The organism is Niallia taxi, from assembly GCF_032818155.1.
Taxonomy (GTDB): domain Bacteria; phylum Bacillota; class Bacilli; order Bacillales; family Cytobacillaceae; genus Niallia; species Niallia taxi_A.
In genome coordinates this window covers 633,396-653,510 of the sequence record NZ_CP102589.1, presented here as the reverse complement: position 1 = coordinate 653,510, position 20,115 = coordinate 633,396, and the positions used below count along the sequence as shown (strand labels likewise).

At 39.6% G+C, this 20,115-nt stretch carries 26 protein-coding genes; 10 read left to right on the top strand and 16 right to left on the bottom strand.

What is annotated here, in order from left to right; all coding sequences use genetic code 11:
• Window positions 1-30 precede the first annotated feature (30 nt).
• Window positions 31-2,100: a transglycosylase domain-containing protein gene (locus tag NQZ71_RS03280; protein ID WP_317011288.1), complete on the top strand. Its 2,070-nt coding sequence runs from the start codon at window positions 31-33 to the stop codon at window positions 2,098-2,100.
• A 46-nt stretch (window positions 2,101-2,146) separates the two neighbouring features.
• Here NQZ71_RS03280 and NQZ71_RS03275 read toward each other — a convergent pair whose 3' ends face one another.
• Together NQZ71_RS03275 and NQZ71_RS03270 are read right to left on the bottom strand one after the other, a co-directional pair.
• On the bottom strand, window positions 2,147-2,656 hold the full coding sequence (locus NQZ71_RS03275; protein ID WP_144455114.1) for a YwhD family protein: 510 nt from the start codon (window positions 2,654-2,656) through the stop codon (window positions 2,147-2,149).
• Between the two features lie 21 nt (window positions 2,657-2,677).
• Window positions 2,678-3,316, bottom strand: a complete 639-nt coding sequence (locus NQZ71_RS03270; RefSeq protein WP_275008320.1) for a site-2 protease family protein — start codon at window positions 3,314-3,316, stop codon at window positions 2,678-2,680.
• A gap of 204 nt (window positions 3,317-3,520) precedes the next feature.
• Here NQZ71_RS03270 and NQZ71_RS03265 point away from each other — a divergent pair, with 204 nt between their 5' ends.
• Window positions 3,521-3,706 carry a 2-hydroxymuconate tautomerase gene (locus NQZ71_RS03265; RefSeq protein WP_275008318.1) on the top strand — a complete coding sequence of 62 codons (186 nt, stop codon included), beginning with the start codon at window positions 3,521-3,523 and terminating at the stop codon, window positions 3,704-3,706.
• 36 nt (window positions 3,707-3,742) lie between these two features.
• Here the strand turns inward: NQZ71_RS03265 and NQZ71_RS03260 are convergent, their stop codons facing one another.
• From NQZ71_RS03260 to NQZ71_RS03250, 3 genes are all read right to left on the bottom strand, one after another.
• The gene (locus NQZ71_RS03260; RefSeq protein WP_127738970.1) at window positions 3,743-4,249 is read right to left on the bottom strand and encodes a YwgA family protein; all 507 of its coding nucleotides are present in this window, start codon (window positions 4,247-4,249) and stop codon (window positions 3,743-3,745) included.
• Between the two features lie 35 nt (window positions 4,250-4,284).
• Entirely contained in the window at window positions 4,285-5,586 is a 1,302-nt protein-coding gene (locus tag NQZ71_RS03255; RefSeq protein ID WP_144455110.1) for an HD domain-containing protein, read from the bottom strand.
• A gap of 176 nt (window positions 5,587-5,762) precedes the next feature.
• Window positions 5,763-5,987, bottom strand: coding sequence for a YuzB family protein (locus NQZ71_RS03250; protein ID WP_144455109.1), 225 nt, complete (start codon window positions 5,985-5,987; stop codon window positions 5,763-5,765).
• Window positions 5,988-6,286: 299 nt separating this feature from the next.
• Here NQZ71_RS03250 and NQZ71_RS03245 point away from each other — a divergent pair, with 299 nt between their 5' ends.
• Together NQZ71_RS03245 and NQZ71_RS03240 are read left to right on the top strand one after the other, a co-directional pair.
• On the top strand, window positions 6,287-7,618 hold the full coding sequence (locus NQZ71_RS03245) for an MFS transporter (RefSeq protein ID WP_317011287.1): 1,332 nt from the start codon (window positions 6,287-6,289) through the stop codon (window positions 7,616-7,618).
• Between the two features lie 136 nt (window positions 7,619-7,754).
• Window positions 7,755-8,540: an RsfA family transcriptional regulator gene (locus NQZ71_RS03240; RefSeq protein WP_144455107.1), complete on the top strand. Its 786-nt coding sequence runs from the start codon at window positions 7,755-7,757 to the stop codon at window positions 8,538-8,540.
• 125 nt (window positions 8,541-8,665) lie between these two features.
• On the opposite strand, the gene NQZ71_RS03235 is transcribed toward NQZ71_RS03240, so the two are convergent.
• Together NQZ71_RS03235 and pta are read right to left on the bottom strand one after the other, a co-directional pair.
• Complete coding sequence (locus NQZ71_RS03235; RefSeq protein WP_144455106.1) at window positions 8,666-9,514, bottom strand: octanoyl-[GcvH]:protein N-octanoyltransferase; 849 nt, start codon at window positions 9,512-9,514, stop codon at window positions 8,666-8,668.
• A gap of 136 nt (window positions 9,515-9,650) precedes the next feature.
• On the bottom strand, window positions 9,651-10,628 hold the full coding sequence (gene pta, locus NQZ71_RS03230; RefSeq protein WP_144455105.1) for a phosphate acetyltransferase: 978 nt from the start codon (window positions 10,626-10,628) through the stop codon (window positions 9,651-9,653).
• Window positions 10,629-10,939: 311 nt separating this feature from the next.
• Between pta and hemQ the strand changes: the two genes are divergently transcribed.
• Entirely contained in the window at window positions 10,940-11,683 is a 744-nt protein-coding gene (hemQ, locus tag NQZ71_RS03225; protein WP_260054277.1) for a hydrogen peroxide-dependent heme synthase, read from the top strand.
• 206 nt (window positions 11,684-11,889) lie between these two features.
• Window positions 11,890-12,402 carry a spore coat protein GerQ gene (gene gerQ, locus NQZ71_RS03220; RefSeq protein ID WP_260054276.1) on the top strand — a complete coding sequence of 171 codons (513 nt, stop codon included), beginning with the start codon at window positions 11,890-11,892 and terminating at the stop codon, window positions 12,400-12,402.
• A gap of 55 nt (window positions 12,403-12,457) precedes the next feature.
• Here gerQ and NQZ71_RS03215 read toward each other — a convergent pair whose 3' ends face one another.
• The 5 genes from NQZ71_RS03215 to NQZ71_RS03195 are packed head-to-tail and all read right to left on the bottom strand — an operon-like array spanning window position 12,458 to window position 14,836.
• Window positions 12,458-12,829, bottom strand: coding sequence for a DUF423 domain-containing protein (locus tag NQZ71_RS03215; RefSeq protein ID WP_144455102.1), 372 nt, complete (start codon window positions 12,827-12,829; stop codon window positions 12,458-12,460).
• A 16-nt stretch (window positions 12,830-12,845) separates the two neighbouring features.
• Window positions 12,846-13,154, bottom strand: coding sequence for a YwdI family protein (locus NQZ71_RS03210; protein ID WP_144455101.1), 309 nt, complete (start codon window positions 13,152-13,154; stop codon window positions 12,846-12,848).
• A gap of 31 nt (window positions 13,155-13,185) precedes the next feature.
• A complete protein-coding gene (locus NQZ71_RS03205) occupies window positions 13,186-13,356 on the bottom strand; it encodes a uracil-DNA glycosylase (RefSeq protein ID WP_127738959.1) in 171 nt (56 codons plus the stop codon).
• Between the two features lie 59 nt (window positions 13,357-13,415).
• A complete protein-coding gene (locus NQZ71_RS03200; RefSeq protein ID WP_260054275.1) occupies window positions 13,416-14,105 on the bottom strand; it encodes a uracil-DNA glycosylase in 690 nt (229 codons plus the stop codon).
• Window positions 14,106-14,119: 14 nt separating this feature from the next.
• Window positions 14,120-14,836, bottom strand: coding sequence for a DUF4230 domain-containing protein (locus NQZ71_RS03195; protein WP_260054274.1), 717 nt, complete (start codon window positions 14,834-14,836; stop codon window positions 14,120-14,122).
• A 199-nt stretch (window positions 14,837-15,035) separates the two neighbouring features.
• On the opposite strand from NQZ71_RS03195, the gene NQZ71_RS03190 reads away from it, so the two are divergent.
• Window positions 15,036-15,359 carry a YflT domain-containing protein gene (locus NQZ71_RS03190; protein ID WP_127738956.1) on the top strand — a complete coding sequence of 108 codons (324 nt, stop codon included), beginning with the start codon at window positions 15,036-15,038 and terminating at the stop codon, window positions 15,357-15,359.
• A gap of 41 nt (window positions 15,360-15,400) precedes the next feature.
• On the opposite strand, the gene NQZ71_RS03185 is transcribed toward NQZ71_RS03190, so the two are convergent.
• The 3 genes from NQZ71_RS03185 to NQZ71_RS03175 are packed head-to-tail and all read right to left on the bottom strand — an operon-like array spanning window position 15,401 to window position 17,127.
• The gene (locus NQZ71_RS03185; protein ID WP_144455098.1) at window positions 15,401-16,423 is read right to left on the bottom strand and encodes a MoeB/ThiF family adenylyltransferase; all 1,023 of its coding nucleotides are present in this window, start codon (window positions 16,421-16,423) and stop codon (window positions 15,401-15,403) included.
• A gap of 13 nt (window positions 16,424-16,436) precedes the next feature.
• Window positions 16,437-16,670, bottom strand: coding sequence for a MoaD/ThiS family protein (locus NQZ71_RS03180; protein WP_144455097.1), 234 nt, complete (start codon window positions 16,668-16,670; stop codon window positions 16,437-16,439).
• Window positions 16,663-17,127: a molybdenum cofactor biosynthesis protein MoaE gene (locus tag NQZ71_RS03175; protein WP_144455096.1), complete on the bottom strand. Its 465-nt coding sequence runs from the start codon at window positions 17,125-17,127 to the stop codon at window positions 16,663-16,665. Before NQZ71_RS03175 ends, NQZ71_RS03180 begins: the two co-directional genes overlap by 8 nt.
• A gap of 417 nt (window positions 17,128-17,544) precedes the next feature.
• Here NQZ71_RS03175 and pdxK point away from each other — a divergent pair, with 417 nt between their 5' ends.
• The 3 genes from pdxK to bshB2 are packed head-to-tail and all read left to right on the top strand — an operon-like array spanning window position 17,545 to window position 19,435.
• The gene (pdxK, locus tag NQZ71_RS03170) at window positions 17,545-18,369 is read left to right on the top strand and encodes a pyridoxine/pyridoxal/pyridoxamine kinase (protein WP_186304062.1); all 825 of its coding nucleotides are present in this window, start codon (window positions 17,545-17,547) and stop codon (window positions 18,367-18,369) included.
• Window positions 18,370-18,391: 22 nt separating this feature from the next.
• Entirely contained in the window at window positions 18,392-18,739 is a 348-nt protein-coding gene (locus NQZ71_RS03165) for a YojF family protein (RefSeq protein WP_144455094.1), read from the top strand.
• A 27-nt stretch (window positions 18,740-18,766) separates the two neighbouring features.
• Window positions 18,767-19,435 carry a bacillithiol biosynthesis deacetylase BshB2 gene (bshB2, locus tag NQZ71_RS03160; RefSeq protein ID WP_144455093.1) on the top strand — a complete coding sequence of 223 codons (669 nt, stop codon included), beginning with the start codon at window positions 18,767-18,769 and terminating at the stop codon, window positions 19,433-19,435.
• Window positions 19,436-19,461: 26 nt separating this feature from the next.
• Here the strand turns inward: bshB2 and NQZ71_RS03155 are convergent, their stop codons facing one another.
• A complete protein-coding gene (locus NQZ71_RS03155; RefSeq protein ID WP_144455092.1) occupies window positions 19,462-19,929 on the bottom strand; it encodes an SRPBCC family protein in 468 nt (155 codons plus the stop codon).
• Window positions 19,930-20,115: the final 186 nt, after the last annotated feature.

Here is a 20,115-nt window from a genome sequence, read left to right as displayed (position 1 = left end):
AGGACAGAACCACTTGGAGGTGTATTGTAAATGGAAGTCATTGCAAAAGATCGCCTGAAAAATTCAGCTAAATATATCAGGCTGATTGTCATCCTGGCAATACTCGCCGCGTTTATTTTCAGCATTGGTTTTGCAGGGGTTCTTATCTATGCGAAGGTTTTGGGTGCACCGCCTTTAACTGTTACCCAGTCAACTATTTACTATTCTGACGATGGGACGATTATCGGTGAGAGCAACAGTGGGCAAAAGAGATACTGGGTTCCGATTGAGGAAATAAGTCCAGATTTAATCAATGCGACAGTTTCCATAGAGGACAAGGGCTTCTATGACCATCATGGCTTTGATTATAAACGAATAGCAGCGGCGATACTTGCTGACATAAAGGCAATGGCAAAGGTTCAGGGTGCTAGTACTATCACACAGCAGTATGCTAGAAATCTTTTTTTAGAGCATGAAAAGACATGGAAAAGGAAGCTTTCTGAAGCCTTTTATACAATAAGGCTTGAGATGTTCTATACAAAGCAGGAAATTCTTGAGGGCTATATTAATACCATCTATTATGGTCATGGTGCCTATGGTGCGGAAGCCGCTAGCCAATATTACTTTGGTAAACCAGCATCAGATCTGACATTAGGCGAGGCGGCGATGCTCGCAGGTATACCGAAAGGGCCGAGTGTCTATTCTCCACTAGTATCACCTGAAAACGCCAAGAAGAGGCAAGGAATTATTCTTCATTCCTTAATGGAAAACGGCTATATCAATGAAAAGGATATGCAGGCAGCAGTGACAGAAAAGCTTGAGTTTACAGGGGAATTCCCAATCTCAAGTGCTGAAACAGCACCTTACTTTCAGGATGCCGTGAAAAACATCTTAAAGACAGAACTGAATATGGACGATCGGACCATTCAGCTTGGCGGGTTGCGTGTATACACAACCTTAAATACGAAGCAGCAAAAAATAGCAGAAGATACAGTCAAAAGTGAAATAAGTGATACAAGTAAAATCCAAGTCGGATTTGTTGCAATGGATCCAAGCACCGGTTATGTCAAAGCGATGGTTGGTGGTCGGGATTACAGCGAAAGCTCCTTCAACAGGGCGACACAGGCAGCCCGTCAGCCTGGCTCTACTATTAAGCCGCTTCTTTACTATGCGGCATTAGAGCATGGATTTACGCCTGTGACGATGATGAGCAGTGAAAAAACGACCTTCCGTTTTGAGGATGGCCGTGATCCATATATTCCTCATAATTTTAACAATAAGTATGCGGATGGAAACATCACGATGGCCCAAGCACTGGCTTTATCAGATAATGTATACGCAGTTAAGACACATTTATTTCTAGGAATGGATGTGTTGGCAGACACAGCTAAAAGGTTTGGGCTGTCGACACCGATGCAGGCCGTGCCTTCCTTGGCATTAGGAACATCCAATGTGAAGGTTGTTGATATGGCTAACGCATACAGCATGCTGGCAAATGGAGGCAATAACACTTCACCGGTGTTCATTACGAAAATTGAGACAGCAGACGGACAATTGATTTATAGAAGTAAACAAGAAAAAGAGCAGGTTTTGGATGAAGATTTAGCATTCATCATGAATTCCATGATGACAGGAATGTTTGACAAAAATCTAAATGGCTATGCAAGCGTGACTGGCAGTACCATCTTGAATAATATCACGAGAATTTACGCTGGAAAATCGGGAACAACTGAATCTGACAGCTGGATGATTGGCTATACTCCGCAGCTCGTTTCCGCTGTATGGACAGGCTACGATGAAGGTGGCCCAATTACCATCTCAGCCGATAAAACTTATGCCAAAAAGGTTTGGGTTAAATTTATGGAAAACAGCCTCAAGGAGCAACCAATAGTTGGCTTTAAACCAACAAAGGGAACTGCCGCTGCTTATATTGATCCGAAAAGCGGAAAGCTTGCGACAGAGGACTGTTCACCAAAAAGACTGATGTATTTCACTAAGGATAAGGTTCCGACTCAATACTGTGATGACCTCCCTAAAAATGAGTCATCGAATCCGACCGATAACAACGGACAAAAGCAAGTTGAAAAGCTACCTTGGTATAAACGAATTTTCCATTGGTAATAAAAAAAACAGCCTTCACTTCACGGTGAAGGCTGTTTCTTTCATTTTATCCGAGTAAATCGTTTTTCAACTGATCTGTTGAATTGTCCCAAATTGACTCGTCGTGATTTATTAAAAAGTCTGCAAGTAATTTTTTTGATTTGTCATCCATATGATCTACCATGATATGACGTTTCATTGATTTATCCATTTTGTTCACATGCTCTGGCAGGGACTTATAGCCTCTGCGAATCGAACGGTCAACAGTCATTTCACAAGCTGTAACCCCTGCATAATAAGCACCCTCCGGCTTGCGGTCAATTGTCACCCACACAAGCCAGTATGGCTTTCCATTTGGGACCTCTTCCTTTTCTTTCAAAAACTTAATCCCTTTTTCAACAACACTTCTCGCATGCATCGCACCGACATCAACAGCAGCCTCGCCAGCTTCTACATCAATAATCACTGGAGAAACATTCTCCAGGCTCAAAGCGCCGATTCCGAAGCCTTTATGTCCATCTGTCGGAGCATTTTTAATGATATTGAAGCCGATTGGTTTTTTCTTTTTCTCTTCCAACGTATACACTCCTTATTACGATTAATAAAATATGGAAATAAAGATATTATAAAAAAATGCGGATATATTACTTATCCAAGGTGAAATAGTCTGGCTGGACAATCCTGTTACAAGCAAGACGATAAAGATAATCGAGCCGTACACTTCGTATTTAGACATCATAGCCCGCACTCTGGATGTCACTAAATCCTCAATGATTCGATAGCCGTCCAATGGAGGAAGCGGCAGCAGGTTAAAGGCAAAGAGCATTAAGTTAATAGATACAAACATGGACAAAAATGGGTATAAATCAAAAGCTGTGCCTGTCGGAATACCTAATTTTTGCATCAATACCATTCCACCAAAACCTAAGAAAGCTAACACAAGATTGCTGAAAGGCCCTGCAAACGAAACTAACACACCTGCCAATTTTGGTCGTTTGAAATAGTGGCGGTTGACTGGCACTGGCCGTGCCCAACCGAAACCGGCAATCAGGATGAAAATGGCACCGATTGGATCAATATGGGCAATCGGATTAAAGGTGAGTCTCCCTTGCTTTTGGGCGGTCGGATCTCCAAACTTATATGCCACATATGCATGGGCAAATTCATGGACCGTAAAAGCAATAATGATGGAGATGATAATGTATGGCAAACTCGCCAAAGACTGTGTAAATAACAAAATGCTATTCTCCCCTCAAATTACATATTATTTTCTATATAGGCTTATCTTTTTTCTATTAGTTAGTCGTACACCATAAAATTATACATGATATAAAATAGAAAATAAATCTTTCATACTGCACAGAGGAGCATTGTTTCCTCAAGCTTGCTATTTTTCTGAAAATATGAAAAACTGATAGCGAATTAGACTGGAGGGATAATTATGCCATATATTACTGTGAAAATGCTGGAAGGCCGAACAGAGGAACAGAAGAAAAAGCTCGTAAAAAAGGTGACAGAAGCAGTTGTTGAAACAACTGGTGCTCCGAAAGAGAACGTCGTTATCTTCATTGAAGAAATGTCCCCAAACAATTATGGAGTTGCAGGCGTGCGTAAAAGTGACGAATAGAAAAAACAAGGATGCATCAACATGCATCCTTGTTTTTTATTGTTTTGCCATGCCCTTTAAAGCATCAATATATTGGTAAGCAGTTTCTACTTCTTCGACCGTGTACTTCTGCTTGCTTTTCAACGTAAAGACCTTTTCTTGCACTTCCTCTTTTTCCAGGCTGTCAAAAAAGAGGACTGTAGATACAAGTTCCAGGAATCGAGAGTTTTGACTGTTCATATCTTCAAGACAGCTTGGCAGTGCCGGCATTTCCACCTTATTCTGTTCGAGAAATTCCTGACCATTTTCTGTCAGTGTATACCGATATTGATAATATCCGCCCTTTTTCTCCTTTAATTCATTAAGGAAGCCCATATTACACAGCTCTTCTATCCTCAATGTCAATTCCTCTGAGTACGGTCCAAAAAAATGAAATTGATATTTCTCATGGAAAGGGAAATCCAGCTTCTTTGCGATGTAAATCATCTTCTGCAATTTTTTTCTTCCGATAATTTCACCTGAAGCAGCAATCGCGTTCATAATTTTCGCATGATCTTTTAACAAAATTGGTCATCTCCTACTCCGAATAATCCTTAAATCTAATTAATATCTAATAACTGCCTTATCCGCATCTTCGCTTCTTTGTGTTCACGATCGTCCTTTAAAATGTCCTTGGGAAAATAAAGCTTATGATCTGTTCTTCTTTTACCGGAAATACTGTCAACAATCTCAGATTCTCTTGACAGCTCCCTGATCTCATTATTTTTCATTAAGAGATGGATTGGCAGCCGCTCTTCTTCTTCCCCTGGACGGTAAAAATCGTAAGGAAGGTCGGAGGAAGAGTCTACAACCAAATAATACTCCGGATCTAAACCAATCTCTGTAAATGCTTTAGACAATTCAGCAAGCATCTTATATTCTTTTGCGGGATCAAACTCCACATACTTAAATAAGTTCCTGTTCATAAAACGTCTGCATAAATCCCTTAAAATCTCATCCTCTTCTTCCTGCCACATTTGGAAATAATAAAGAATGATAGACTCATCAAGCTTTAAGTAGTCTTCTAACGAAGTTTCATCTTCAAAGATGGAGTAAAAATGTGTCGGATGATGAATAAAGGAGTAAAATTGCTCATGTAAATGCTTCGCTCTATGTAGAATTTTCGTCAAAATCACTTCTGCACTTCTTGACACAGGGTGAAAATAAACCTGCCAGTACATTTGATAGCGACTCATGATATAGTCCTCTACTGCGTGCATCCCGCTTTGCTTAATAACAGCCTGATCTTCACGAGGGCGCATAACACGAAGAATTCTTTCCATATCAAAATTGCCGTAGCTTACTCCCGTAAAGTAAGCGTCACGAAGCAGGTAATCCATGCGATCAGCATCAATTTGGCTGGAAATAAGGCTAACAACCAGCTTTTCCTTTGATGTTTTACCAATTACCTCTGCTACTCTTTTCGGAAAGTCCTCCGCTACTCTTGATAAAACCTGGTTGACTTCTGTATCACCGAGAATAATATCCTGCGTGAATTGTTCATGATCAAGGTCAAATACCTTTTCAAAGGAATGGGAAAAAGGACCATGGCCTAAATCATGTAAAAGCGCGGCACATAAAGACAAAAGCCTCTGGCTGTTATTCCATTCCTTTCTGTCCTTAAATACATCATCTATAATTCTTCTGACAATCTCGTACACACCAAGAGAATGGTTGAATCTGCTATGTTCTGCTCCATGAAAGGTCAAATAGGTCGTGCCAAGCTGCTTAATTCTCCGCAAGCGCTGGAATTCCTTTGTTCCAATCAAATCCCAAATAGCGCGGTCTCTGACATGGATATAACGATGAACAGGATCTTTAAAAACCTTTTCTTCATTTAATTTTTCCGTAGAATATGCCATGCTTCTAGTCTTCCCTCTTTTCTGTGTTTGTCTTTTTTGTTAGGAAATGTATCTCTTAAGAAGAATATAAAAAGAGGGATTTCTGTTTAAAAAGGTTTATCTGCGGTTCAGGCTTTGCCCCTGGGCTGATGTTAACACTTTTTAGAAACTCCTCTTTCTGTTAAGCCATTATAGAATTATTTCTTTAGCTTAGTATTTACTTTACCCATCAATTCCTCTTCCGTTAATGCTGCAAGCGGACGATTATTGACAAAAGCAAATGTTTTTTTGCGACCTGGTCCACAATAGGATTGGCAGCCAATATCTATCTTTGCATCTGGATCAATTTCTTTCAGACGCGGTATTAGCGTTTTCAAGTTCACTGCCTGACAATCGTCGCAAACTCTAAATTCGTTTGCCATCTTGACAACCCTTTCTATTTCAAACATCTCTTTGCTAGTTAAGATATTCATAAGTTCGTTATATTGCTATATGGTATTTTACCCCTTCTTCTACATCAATGCAAGATGCAAACTATTGTCAAAACCGCTCGAAAAAAGCAGCTCTTTGGTTTGTTTCAACTCACCCTAGCTATGTAGTCAAAGAAGAGAAAAAGCTCTCTATGGCGCCCTTTCCCTGCGTTTTTTTAATATTGAGCAAACACCTATGTTTCCACGGTAAATTACGGTATAATTCATCTGGAATTTAAGGAGGTATAAATATGACAAAAAGCAGAACATTAGTCATGGTCAGCATTGTCCTCGCCATGCTCGTTGCTTCTATAGATACAACGATAATGAATACGACAATGCCAATCATTGCTAAAGAACTGGGGAGATTCGACTTATACGCATGGTCGTTTGCCTCCTATATGATTACTAGCACCATCCTCTCTCCTATCGCAGGTAGGCTTTCGGATATATTTGGTAGAAAAAGGGTATTTGGGTTCGGCATACTTTTATTTTTAGTAGGCTCATTATTATGCGGGATTGCTGATGATATGGTCCAGCTTATATTGTTCAGAGCACTTCAAGGTATGGGTGCAGGCTTTATGATGCCATTTCCTGCTATCATCGCTGGCGATTTGTTTCCAATTGAAAAAAGAGGTAAGATTCAATCGTTATTTACAGCAATGTGGGGGTTATCTGCAATACTTGCACCACTGCTTGGATCTCTATTTGTAGAATTTTTGACATGGAGATGGATATTCTTCGTTAACCTGCCAGTTTGCATAGTGGCTTTTTTGACATTGCTGCCTTATAAAGAGGACTATGAGCCGAAAAAGGCGAGTGTCGATTATATTGGCGCAATCTTGTTTGGGGCGGCAATCACTTCCCTTCTGTTAATAACATTAGTAGAAGATGGACAGGTCTACTACGGGCTTGTTGGAGTAGTGTTATTAATTGCTTTTTACTTGTTTGAAAGAAAGCAAAAATCTCCGATTGTCCCGCTATCTATCTTTAAGAAGAAGACAATTACATGGATCTATATTAACGGTTTTATTGGGACATTGGCACTGTTTGGCACTTCAAGCTATATTCCCCTTTTCCTTCAGGACGAAGCTGGCCTTTCTCCCTTTATGAGTGGAATTGCCTTATTAGGTGTAGCTATTGGCTGGATGCTTGTATCTGTGCCTGCAGGAAAATGGATACTAAAATACGGCTATCGTATTCTACTAATCATCGGCAATGCACTGCTTGTGTTATCAGGGTTGATGCTTGTACTGCTGAATGATACGCATGGCTTTGTGTACACATTCAGCATCATGCTTATTCAAGGACTATCATTTGGTCTGCTGTCAACAGTCGGTGTCATTGGCTCACAAGCTTTAGTTGGACCTCATGAAAAAGGTATTTCTACATCCTTCTTCATGTTCTGCCGAAATATGGGAACTTCCATCGGTGTAACGATAATGGGGGCGCTGCTTACTAGTCAGGCAGTCTTCATGACAGGCATCCACCACCTTTTCCTTTATGGATTTATTACAAGTATTTTAGCACTTGTGACTGCGTTTTTTATCCAGAATGAAAGTTCACTAGAGAAAGGCAACTAAAGCATTCTAATGACTTTTCTTTCGCTCTATAAAAAAATCTACTATCCTTGTATTTCGTTTGTATAAATAAGCGTCTTGGTGGCAATGATGTAACTAGAAATACTTATTTATCGAAAGAAATCGGGAGTTGAGTGATATGAAAATACGCCAAGATGCTTGGTCAGAAGAAAACGATTTATTGCTAGCAGAAACAGTTTTGCGCCACGTCAGAGAAGGAAGCACACAATTAAATGCTTTTGAAGAAGTTGGGGACAAGCTTAATCGCACATCGGCAGCTTGCGGATTCCGCTGGAACGCAGTAGTTCGCCATCAATATGAAAAAGCACTGCAATTAGCAAAAAAGCAGCGTAAACAGCGCCAAAGAATTCTCGGCAAGGATCAGGGCGGGAAGAAGAAGCTTTTATATTCACCACCTGTGCCTACTGTTGATGACTTAGAGGCTTTAACAGTGTCCACTAGCATGGAATTTGCTTCATTTGAAATGCAAGATATAGATATGCAAGAAACAGAGGCTGCTCCAAGCTTCGAAGCAACCGTTCCAGAACAAATGCTGCTTGCTGCTCCGCAGGAAACACAAACACCTATTTACAAAAGTGTTCCTGCAAACACTAACAGTCTTGATTTTGACACAGTGCTTTCTTACTTACAAAATTTCCGTCATTCTCAGCTTCAAGTAGATGTTCTAAAAAGCGAGAATGAAAGATTAAAAAGAGAAATGGCGATGCTGAAAGGCCGCAATCAGGAATTGGAAGGGAAATTGGATAAGCTGGAGAGCAATTCAGAAACAATTCAGGAAGATTATGAAACATTGCTTAAAATCATGAACAGAGCAAGAAAGCTGGTCGTTTTGGAAGAAGATGAACGCCCTGCAACGAAGTTCAAGATGGACCGGAACGGAAACCTAGAAAAGCTTGCTGAATAGTTTCATTCTAAATATGCCTTAAAGTCTGGTTTGGCAACCATTCTCGTTAAACATAAAAGAGGATTATAGATCGATAAAAACGCCCCGAACCAAAGGGACGCACTATCCATCTATAATCCTCTTTTTCAATCTCTAAAAGGAGCAAGAAATTTTTCATTGCGTTCTACGACACGCTCATAATAAGCATCAAACGAAGGTAGCTCTTCTCCTTGAAGCTGATCTGCAAAAAGAAATTCTGCATGGTCTTTTAAGGAATAAAGAAGCCTTGTCAGCACTTGATCTACTGTAAGCTCCATCCCAAATAATTCAGATAGAGAAGCCATCACCTCAGGCTTTAAATCAGGATAAACAAACTTTGTTTCTTCACCTTGCTTACCAATCTCATAGAACCTCTTGATGATTTCTGCCCGTTTTTGTCCACTTCCAGAAACACAAAGATAGATTTGAACAGCAACCCCACTTCTTAGCCTTCTTTGCGAAATCCCTGCGAATTTCTTCCCATCTATACTTAAATCATAGCTACCAGGACAATAGGAGCCTACAATTTCCTTTGCTTCAATGTTTTTATGAAAATCAGCGAACATATACTTGATCAATTCCCACATAGTATCATAGCCACTGTTAATGTCGATGCTCTTTTCCTGTTCTGGAAGGATAAGAGAAATATTGAGTACTCCTTCATCAAGAACAACTGCAAGGCCTCCAGAGTTTCTGACGATATAATGATAGCCTTCCTTTTCTAGGTAGGACAAAGCATCCTTTAAATGAGGCAGTCTCGTATCCTGGATTCCTAATATAATCGACTTACCATGCACCCATGTCCTCGCTGTTGCTGGAGTCATACCACTGCCGACTGAGGCACATAATGTATCATCCATACCAAAAGAGTGCAGTGGAGAAACATGCAAGCCGGTGCTGGACTGGTCAATAATTCTCCATTTCTTCTGCATTAACAAACTGTTGTTTTCCATCATTGTAAAGCTCCTTCATAAGGAAAAAATAAAATAATGCTAGTAATACAAGCTTTGCATTTACATCACTTTATTATACAAGAAAAAACTATTCACCTACAGACATAAATTAACTGAAGATGAATAGTTTTGTTTAAAATTAATGGCTGATGCTTTGTCCTGCAGTAATCAATGCAAGCTTGTACACATCTTCTTCATTACATCCGCGAGAAAGGTCGTTTACAGGGCGGTTTAATCCTTGAAGGATTGGTCCAACTGCCTCGAAATTACCTAATCTTTGGGCAATTTTATAACCGATATTACCTGCTTCCAAGCTTGGGAATACAAATACATTTGCATCACCTTGGATAGGAGAATCAGGAGCTTTTTGTTTCGCAACAGACGGAACGAAAGCAGCATCAAATTGGAATTCTCCGTCGATTACAAGTAAAGGATCCTTTAGCTTCGCTTCAGCAAGTGCACCTTCTACTTTTTCTGTTTCTGGAGATTTTGCAGAACCTTTAGTAGAGAAGCTCAACATTGCAACACGAGGGTCGATATCGAACATTCTTGCAGTTTTTGCACTTTCAACTGCAATTTCTGCAAGGTCTGAACTATCAGGATTAATATTGATTGCACAGTCTGCAAATACATATTTCTCGTCTTCACGAACCATGATGAATACGCCAGAAGTTTTCTTGACGCCTTCTTTTGTTTTAATGATTTGTAATGCAGGACGTACAGTGTCAGCAGTTGAATGAATCGCACCACTAACTAAACCATCTGCTTGGTTAGCATAAACAAGCATTGTTCCGAAGTAATTTTCATCAAGAAGTGCTTTACGCGCATCCTCTTCTGTTGCTTTTCCTTTTCTTCTTTCTACAAAGGAAGCTACTAATGCATCGAATTGTGCATAGCTTTTCGGATCATAGATTTCTGCGTTTTGTAAAGAAACACCTAAGTTTTCAGCTTTTGTTTGCACTTCTTGTATATCACCGATTAAAATTGGTGTTAATATATTCTCTTCTGCCAAACGGCCAGCAGCTTTTAAAATTCTTTCGTCCAATCCTTCTGGAAAGACAATTTTAAGATTTTGGCCCTTCACTTTTTCCTTAAGGCCAGTAAATAGGTCGCTCATTATTGAATTCCTCCTTTATGTATACATACTATAGGATACTCTTCCTCGCTAAAAATTCAAGGAATTATACCAATATTTTAAAAAACAATGCCATTTGCTAAAATAGACGCTATTTTGTGTTCTAATAGGGTCAAAAAGCTTTAATTCTGTAGCATAACACCCTGATATATTTTCCCCTCCTGCTCTCATTTCATGCAAGATTTTACTTTAAGCTACCGAAAGAAGAAATGTTCAAGTTTTATTCACAACTAATATGGAGAAACTATGATATAGTAAATTTATATGAGAATTATTATCAAGGAGTGGTAGCAATGAGCGAAGCAGCAAAAACACTTGATGGCTGGTATTGCCTTCATGATTTCCGTACAATGGATTGGACAACATGGAAAATGGTGCCTGCTGAAGAAAGACAAGCAGCCATTAATGAATTTCTAGGCTTATTAGAGAAATGGACTACTGTTCAAACTGATAAACAAGGTAGCCACGCTATTTATAATATTGTTGGACAAAAGGCAGATTTCATGATGATGATTTTACGCCCAACAATGGAAGAATTACAGCAAATCGAAACAGAATTCAATAAAACGAAGCTGGCTGAATTCACTATCCCAGCTCATTCCTATGTTTCTGTAGTAGAATTGAGCAATTATCTTCCATCTGATTCAGATGAGGACCCATATGAGAATCCTCATGTAAAGGCTAGACTATATCCGATTCTTCCAGAATCTAAATATGTCTGCTTCTACCCAATGGATAAACGCCGTCAAGGAGACGACAACTGGTACATGCTTCCGATGGATGATCGTAAGAGCCTGATGAGAAGTCATGGTATGATTGGCCGCCAATATGCAGGCAAAGTGAAGCAAATCATTACTGGATCTGTCGGCTTTGACGATTATGAGTGGGGAGTTACTTTATTCGCTGATGATGTTCTCCAATTCAAAAAGCTTGTTTACGAAATGCGTTTCGATGAAGTGAGTGCTCGCTATGGCGAATTCGGTTCGTTCTTTGTCGGCAATATCCTTACAGATATACCAGCATTCTTGGAAGTATAATCTGAGACTTATGTTTTATAAACCCTACTTATCTTTTAAAGACAAGTGGGGTTTTTTCTTCTTAATTTTCTTTATCCGCCGAGGAATATCTTCCATCACTCTCTCATAGGATGGAATAGTGAGCAAGCAGCCCAGCTTTTTAAATTATGAATGTTCATGAGGTTGAAATAAGAAATGTTGTTTTTTTAAAAGATGGAGGGATGAAAATGAGTCAGTCTAATTATTACCCTTATCAAGACGGGCGAAACCAAGGTTATGGTTTCCCACAAGGCTATGGAACAGGACAGCAGGGTCAAGCATTGCCTGGCAGTCAAGGAGCAGCTCCAGGACAGTTTTTTGGTACGGCACCACAGCCTGGCTATGGCACACAGGCACCGTACATACAGCCTCAAGGCAATACTCAGCCAACAGCACCTTCCCTGCCAGGCCAATTACCTTTAGAAGCTTCTTATATAGAAAACATTTTGCGATTAAACAAAGGAAAGCTTGCCACTGTCTACACAACGTTTGAGAACAACCGCGAATGGAATGCAAAAATTTTCAAAGGGCTTATTGAAGCAGCTGGACGTGACCATCTTATCTTAAGTGACCCACAAACAGGTCAGCGCTACCTTATTCCAATGATTTACCTCGATTATGTAACATTTGATGAAGAAATTGAATACGAATATCCTTATGCTGCAGGTGCACCAAACTTAACTTTTAATGCGCCTAGATAAAGATCAAAACTAAAAGCCGCCCAAGTAGGGCGGCTTTTAAACATCTTCATGCTGATTACAAATACTTCACAGCGGCAATTACGATAAGAAGCCAAGCAACAATAAATGCCACGCCTCCAATTGGCGTGATTGCTCCCAAAATTCCTACTTGTGTGATAGCCAATACATAAAGGCTTCCTGCAAAAAAGACAATTCCAGCAAGCATCAGCCAGCCTGCCCAAGGCAAAAGGCTGTTTTCAGGGAACTTACTCATAAGGATGCCGACAATAATCAGACCCATACTATGAAACATTTGATATTGTACACCTGTCTTCCAAATCTCCAAATACTTTTCGGGAATCTTTCCTTCAAGGCCATGTGACCCGAAAGCACCTATTGCGACAGATAATAACGCACTAATTGCACCAATAATGATAAAAATTTTCATACATTCTCCTCATTTCCTAGAAATCAAATAAAGAATCGCCATTCCCTTCGTCTGTATTCAATTTTGGCGTCTGCATTTGTTGCATTTGCTGAACTGGCTGCATCTGCTGCATTGGAACAGGGGAAGGCTGAATTAATACTGGCTGCTGTACCGGCTGGCTGTAAGTTACGTTTGAACTGTTGCCACCCTCCTGCTCCAAAACAAGCTCGCATAATGATTTAATAGCATATACCCGCTCCCGAATAGTTGCCTCACTTCCGCTTGCTTTTGCTTCCTTGAGCTGGTCTTCTATTTTTGCCAATAGTTTTTGGACAGAAATGTTCATGTTATAATCCTTCCTTCTTTTGCTGCCGCGTTTATTTGTTCGTGAAGCGGAGACAGTCTTGTCCTGATGCCCTCTTCACTTCAACGGATGGAAGCGCCCTGCCTTTAAATTCAAAGGCTTTGCACCCTTTTGGGAATCGAGAATCCCATGTTACATAAAAATGCTTGCATTTAAAGCAATCAATCCTCTTTTGCTCAGTCATCTTACTCTCCCCATCAAAAAGGGCGGACTAGTCTATAGTCCACCTCTTATTTTATTATATTATTCCTTATCAAAACAATCATCTGCACACCAATTTATCGGTTTTGTACCCAAATCTGCTAATATGGCGTTAATTTGAGAGAAAGGCTTGCTTCCAAAGAAGCCCCTGTAAGCTGATAATGGACTCGGATGACTTGAAGTAATAATCCGGTGTCTGTTTGTATCAATAAGCTTCATTTTCTCTTGTGCCGGTTTTCCCCATAAAACAAATACTACTGGTTCCTGTCTTTCATTTAACTCTTTGATTATCTCATTTGTGAATACTTCCCAGCCCTTTCCGCGATGGGAATTAGCCTTACCGTCTCTTACTGTAAGAACTGTGTTGAGCATAAGGATGCCCTGTATTGCCCAATCCTTTAAATAGCCATTTTCCGGAATGGAACAGCCGATATCGGCTTGCAGCTCTTTAAAAATATTAACTAGGGAAGGCGGCTTCTTAACACCTGGTTTAACTGAAAAGCTCAACCCGTGCGCCTGGTGAGGACCATGATAAGGATCCTGCCCTAAAAATACAACCTTCACTTCATTATACGGAGTATATTTTAAGCTGTTATAAATATCCTCCTTTGCAGGATAAATCGTATGCTTGCTGTACTCCTCTAACAAAAAGTCTTCTAGTCTAGTAAAATACTCTTTTTTTCGTTCGCGCTCTAACAATAACTGCCAGTCATTATTAATAAAATCCAACATGGTTAACCATTCCTTTAGTCTTCTGTATATTCTACTTTAACACTATATCCTAGTTGGCTATAAAATTCCTTTAGTGACTTTTCCGCATTTGCCTCAGCCTTTGCTAAAACCCCTTGGGACTCTGCCTCTTTCTTTATTTCCTCTTTAGCCTCTGCTGCAAGCTGATAACCTTCCTCCCAATCAACATCTCCTCTAAAAAGTCCCGAAATAGAATACGTTTCTACTTGATCAAAGTCTATAGAAGGCTCTTGCAAAAATTCAGCATGCGGAAGCTTCAGGCTAATCTCTTTATTATTCTCATCAACCGTTATACGGTCAGATTCAAGTCCATCTAAATCGACACCTGCAGTTACAGATCCAGGAACAACGAGAAGGATTTTCCGTTGCGTTCCAGGCAGGTTTGCACTGATTTCTTTTCCAAATATCTCATTGTCCTCCTTCTCCAAAATAACCTTAACGAACGCTTGGGATGTCGCTAATGAGGATAAATCCTTCATCTGCTCAACAAAGCTTCCTTGCTTTATTGCTGGCTCATTTACCAACGTCGTTTTCCACCAAACAATGACAGCTGCTGCTAGGAGAAACAGGATAACTATTAAAAAAAATGACCGTTTGATTTGTCGTTTTGTTTTATTAAAAAATCCAATTCTCGGAAAATAAGAGCGTCTTTCTGCTCCCATAACAGCTGCTGCTTGTTCACGATTTGCTTGTTTCCAATCTTTTCTTTTCATTCCTTCTCCCCTTTTTATACGTATTTTATAGTATTCATTATATAGGGGAATTTGTCGAAAGTGGCGTTTTTGGTGCTTGTATCATTTTACCAATTTACTAGTTTTCGAAAAAAATAGGTTTTACTATTGACAAAAGTGGATAAATAATAACTAGACAGAGCGACAGATGCTCTATACAAACTCTAAGGAGGAATTAGATATGTATAAAGTAGAAGTAGTGGAGAATGGTGTACAAGCAACTAACGTAATTAACCAATTGGAAAACCAAGGATATACAAAGGAAAATATTTATATTTTCGCCCATGACAAAGATCGTTCAGAGGATTTGACAGCTGCCACAGATACTGGCGATGTCAGCATGAAGGAGCAAGGCTTAATGGACACAATCGGAAATGTCTTCCGAAAAAGAGGAGACGAGCTTCGCTCTAAAATGCAATCTGTTGGATTGACTGAAATGGAAGCAGAAAAATATGAGGAAGTGCTGGACACAGGCAAACTAGTTATCGTTGGCCACCAGCAATAATAGCAAAGGTCAGCCCATAATATGGGCTGACCTTTTTATGTTTAACCAAGCAGTTTATCGTATAAGGACCTTGCAAACACCGTGTCTTTTGTATTATGTACGAGTGCTCTGCCATCCTCAAACAGAACAATCCTGTTTCCATCCATTTCAACAGACAGCAAAAACGGATTGGCTTTTACATGATAACCGTTCTGTTTTAAACTAGCTGCCAGCTTATTTAATGAGAGCTTCTTTTGTTTTGGGGGTCTTATTTGGACTGTATCTCGCCCACATAAAACAGCTGTTTTCGTTCGATTTTCACCCCTCAGAAACGGATAGATGCGGTTCGTTCCGCATGTTTGGCAGGATGGGTTTTTGGCGCGAGAAACCTTCATGTTTGAATATTCATTTGTCCAAAGGTCAAAATGAAATAAACTCCCTCTTAAGGCCTGTCTGTCTTCCACTAAAATTTTGAGCGCCTCTGTAACCTGGTGTGACACAACCATCTGAACAGCAGGGGCAATAATTCCAACAGTATCACAGGTCATCCCTTGCACAGGAAGGGTGTGAAGCAGGCAATGGAGACATGGGGTCTCTTCTGGAATAATGGTGAAGCACATGCCGGAGCTTCCCACACAAGCACCATATATCCAAGGGGTTTGATGAAATAACGCCAAATCGTTCAAAAGCATTCTCGTCTCAAAATTATCAGTAGCATCTATTAAAAGATCTGCAGCTTCCAAATATTCTTCTACTAATTCCTTTGTTGCCTCTGCCACTATCGGGGTAATAACCGCCTCGGTATTGATAGCTTTCAGCCTTTTTTCAGCCGCAATTGCTTTTGGTACCTTTTCATTTGCATCCTCTTCTGTATATAGCTGCTGCCGCTGCAAATTGCTTAGCTCCACATAATCCCTATCTATTATTGTCAGCTTGCCGACACCAGCTCTGACAAGCATTTCTGCAGATCCTGACCCAAGTGCGCCGGCCCCAATAATAAGAACATGCTTCTTTTGAATTTTCGCTTGCCCTAAAGCTCCTATTTGAGGAAACAGCGTTTGTCTCGAATAGCGATTAGCTTCCATTTTCCTGCCCCTCTCACCCACCGCTTACAGGCGGTATAAATGCAATAATGTCATTTTTTTCAATAATGTCATCATCTAGAGCAAATTCTTCGTTAATTGCTGTCATAACTGAATTTAACGGCAGATCACTGTAAGTCGCCAAAAGCTCAGCCTTTGCTTCTCTTACCGTTTTTCCTGTCAAGTCCATCTCTAAATAATCAGCGTTAATAATCTCCTTCAAGCCTGCAAAAAAAAGCAGTTTATTCATTTACATCGACTCCTTCCGGCTTGCCGCTCGGATAGGCCTTTGTCTGCTTTTGATCACCTATCCATTCTTCTCCATCTTCCCAGTGTTCCTTTTTCCAGATTGGCACTATTTCCTTAATTCTCTCAATCGCATAGCGGTTTGCCTCATATGCATCATTTCTGTGCGGTGTCGAAACTGCGATGACAACTGCTATATCTGTTATTTCCAGCTCACCGACCCGATGAAATATGGCTACCTTTGCCTCCTGCCATTTCTCTTTTATTTCAAGACCAATTTCCTCAAGCTTTTTTATAGCCATTGGCTCATACGCTTCATAGGAAAGCCATACTGTTTTTTTATTCCCTGTTATTTCCCTTACTGTTCCTATAAAGGTGGTGATGGCCCCTGCATTTCTGCTTGTGACAAGATCAATCACATCTTGGATAACTATAGGTGTATGGACAATTCGATAGTTCATAGCCGGCTCCTTTACTTATATTCTTTTAAACTATCAGGTAAAAATGGCTATATTCTGACATTTCTTCACTTCAAACCTTATAAAAAACATCCATCCTAAGAAGAAAATTCCCTTTTATCATTTCTACTGTAAATTCACTATTAACGTTTTATTTTTAATTAAACCGAACTTTTTTACTTATTTCAACCTTTTTAACCGCGCAGAAGTGACGGCTTTATGACAGTTTTTTGATTATTTTTTCCTTTTTCCAAATATACTCGCATACACTTTCACAATCAGTGGCATCTTAAAGGATATGTCTATTAATGCGAACTTAATGAAAAAAAAAGTAAATAGTAGTATCATTAGTCTATTACGAATTACCATGAATTCCATCGATCATTAATAATTCATTAATGAGATTACATAGGAGGGCTTATAAACATGAAAAAAGTATTAACTTTAGCTGGATCTGATACGAGTGGAGGCGCAGGTATTCAAGCTGATTTAAAGACATTCCAAGAACTAGGAGTTTATGGAATGACTGCTTTGACAACAATTGTTACGATGGACCCGAAAAACCATTGGCATCATAATGTTTTCCCACAAAATATTGATACAGTAAAATCTCAATTGGAAACTGTTCTTTCTGTTGGAATTGATGCAATGAAAACAGGCATGCTTGGTTCTGTGGAAATCATTGAAGAAGCGGCAAAAATGATTGATGAGAATAAAGTAAAACATGTTGTCATTGACCCTGTTATGGTTTGTAAAGGAGAAGACGAAGTACTTCACCCGGAAACTGCTGATGCTTTAAGAGAACTATTAGTTCCAAGAGCTACTGTAGTAACACCTAACCTGTTCGAAGCTTGGCAATTGGCTAAAACAGATCATCCGATTAAAACTGTCGATGATATGAAGGAAGCTGCAGTTAAAATCCATGCTTTAGGACCAAAATATGTGTTGATTAAAGGCGGCAGTAAATTAAATCATGCAAAAGCTGTAGATGTTCTTTATGATGGAAAAGATTTCACCATTCTAGAAAGCGAACTTGTCGATACAACATATACGCACGGTGCTGGCTGCACTAATTCTGCTGCTATAACAGCAGAGCTTGCAAAGGGCAAATCAGTGGAAGAAGCTGTGCAAGTAGCTAAGGATTTCATTACTGCTGCAATCAGCAATGGCTTTAAGCTGAATGAATATGTCGGTCCAACAATGCATGGTGCTTACCGCAATGAAAGAAACGGTGCTACTGTTTAAGTAAAACCTAAGGAGGGATAGCATGGAGTTTGTTCAAGCTGATAAGGTTCAAGAGCAAATTAATGATAAGGCAAACAAGGAAGTTTATATTCATTTAGAAACAACAAATGGTGCTTATGCAAATCATAATGATGAAAACTTCTTTAATTCAGGTGCCTACATCCGCAATGCAAAGCTTGTTTATGAATATGGAAAAATCACTGGTGAAGGACCATATCGAGTAGGACTTAAAACTGAGATTGGTTGGATTTATGCAGAGGGAATCAACCATTATGAGGTGGATGATAAAGGACGCCTGCTTTTGGCTGGTCTTGATTTTACAGGAAAGCTTGCTGTAGCTTTGCAAATTAGTGATAAACCGTTTGATTAATTATTAATAAGACAGGAGGAAATAATATTGGAAAAAGAAAGACATGTTTTAGTCATCTTTCCCCATCCAGATGATGAAGCTTTTAGTGTTTCTGGAACTATTGCAAAGTATATACATGACGGAACGCCTGTCACATATGCTTGTCTGACACTGGGACAAATGGGCAGGAATCTTGGAAGTCCTCCATTTGCAACAAGAGAAACGTTGCCAGATGTTCGCAGAGAGGAACTTATGGAGGCAGCTAGAGTGCTTGGCCTTGAAGACTTAAGAATGTTGGGCTATAGAGATAAGACAATCGAATTCTTAGATGAATCCGTCCTTGTCAATGAATTCACAGGTTTGATTGAAGAATTGAACCCATCCTTGATTATTTCTTTCTATCCTGGATACTCTGTTCATCCAGATCACGATGCAACAGCAGAGGCTGTAGTTAGAACGTTAGAGAAAATGGACCCAGCGCAAAGACCAAAGCTGCTTTGTCTTGCCTTTTCCCGTAATTGCATAGAGGACTTAGGTGAGCCAGATGTTCACATTGATGTCCAAAACTTCGCAGAAAAGAAAATTGCTACAATTGCGGCACATCGTTCACAAACACAGCTCTATGCTTTATCGTTGCAAGAAGGTTTAAAAAACCAAGATCCAGCAATACTTGAACGACTGTATACAGAAAGACTTTGGACTTACAAGTTCAAATAAAAAAGGATGCATCCGCATCCTTTTTTTTAATATTCTCTATTAATCTCCAAACTGGATTCTTCACTTTCAAGTAGTTCCTTCGCTCTTTGGACATGGTCGCCATCCTCTGTCTTAATGATATTGACAAGCACCCTTTTTGTGAGTCTCATCATTAAGCCCTTCACATGTACCTTTCCTTCAAACTCAACCTGAGTACCTTCTTGAATCTCAGCAAAGCGATAATCATAGTCAACAAGAAGCCCGTTTGAGTTGCTTCTTCGCTTAATTGCAACGTTTTTTTCATAAGCAAGATATTCTATTTCAGCTGTTGCGTTTTTTCCACGCACTTTTCTTAATTCCCTATATTTAGTTCCAACCCCGACAGGTCCATCTGTGAGCTTTTCTGTTTCCTCGACATTGCTCATGTACTCTGGCGCATAGCTCATATTGGCAAAGTAGGCAAAAACAACATCTACGGGTTCTGTTATAATGACACTTGCACGAAAGTCTGCCATTTTTTCCACCTCTAATATATTTTCTATCTATTAATCTCTTCTTAAATGCTTTTTATAAGTATAACCGATTTTTATAAAAGACTCTATTTTCTTATCATGCATATTTTTAAAAAAGAAAAGGTTGGATTAAGCCTATTTTAACTTTTTAAAAAATGAGTGATTACTCACTTTACAATCAAAGGGATT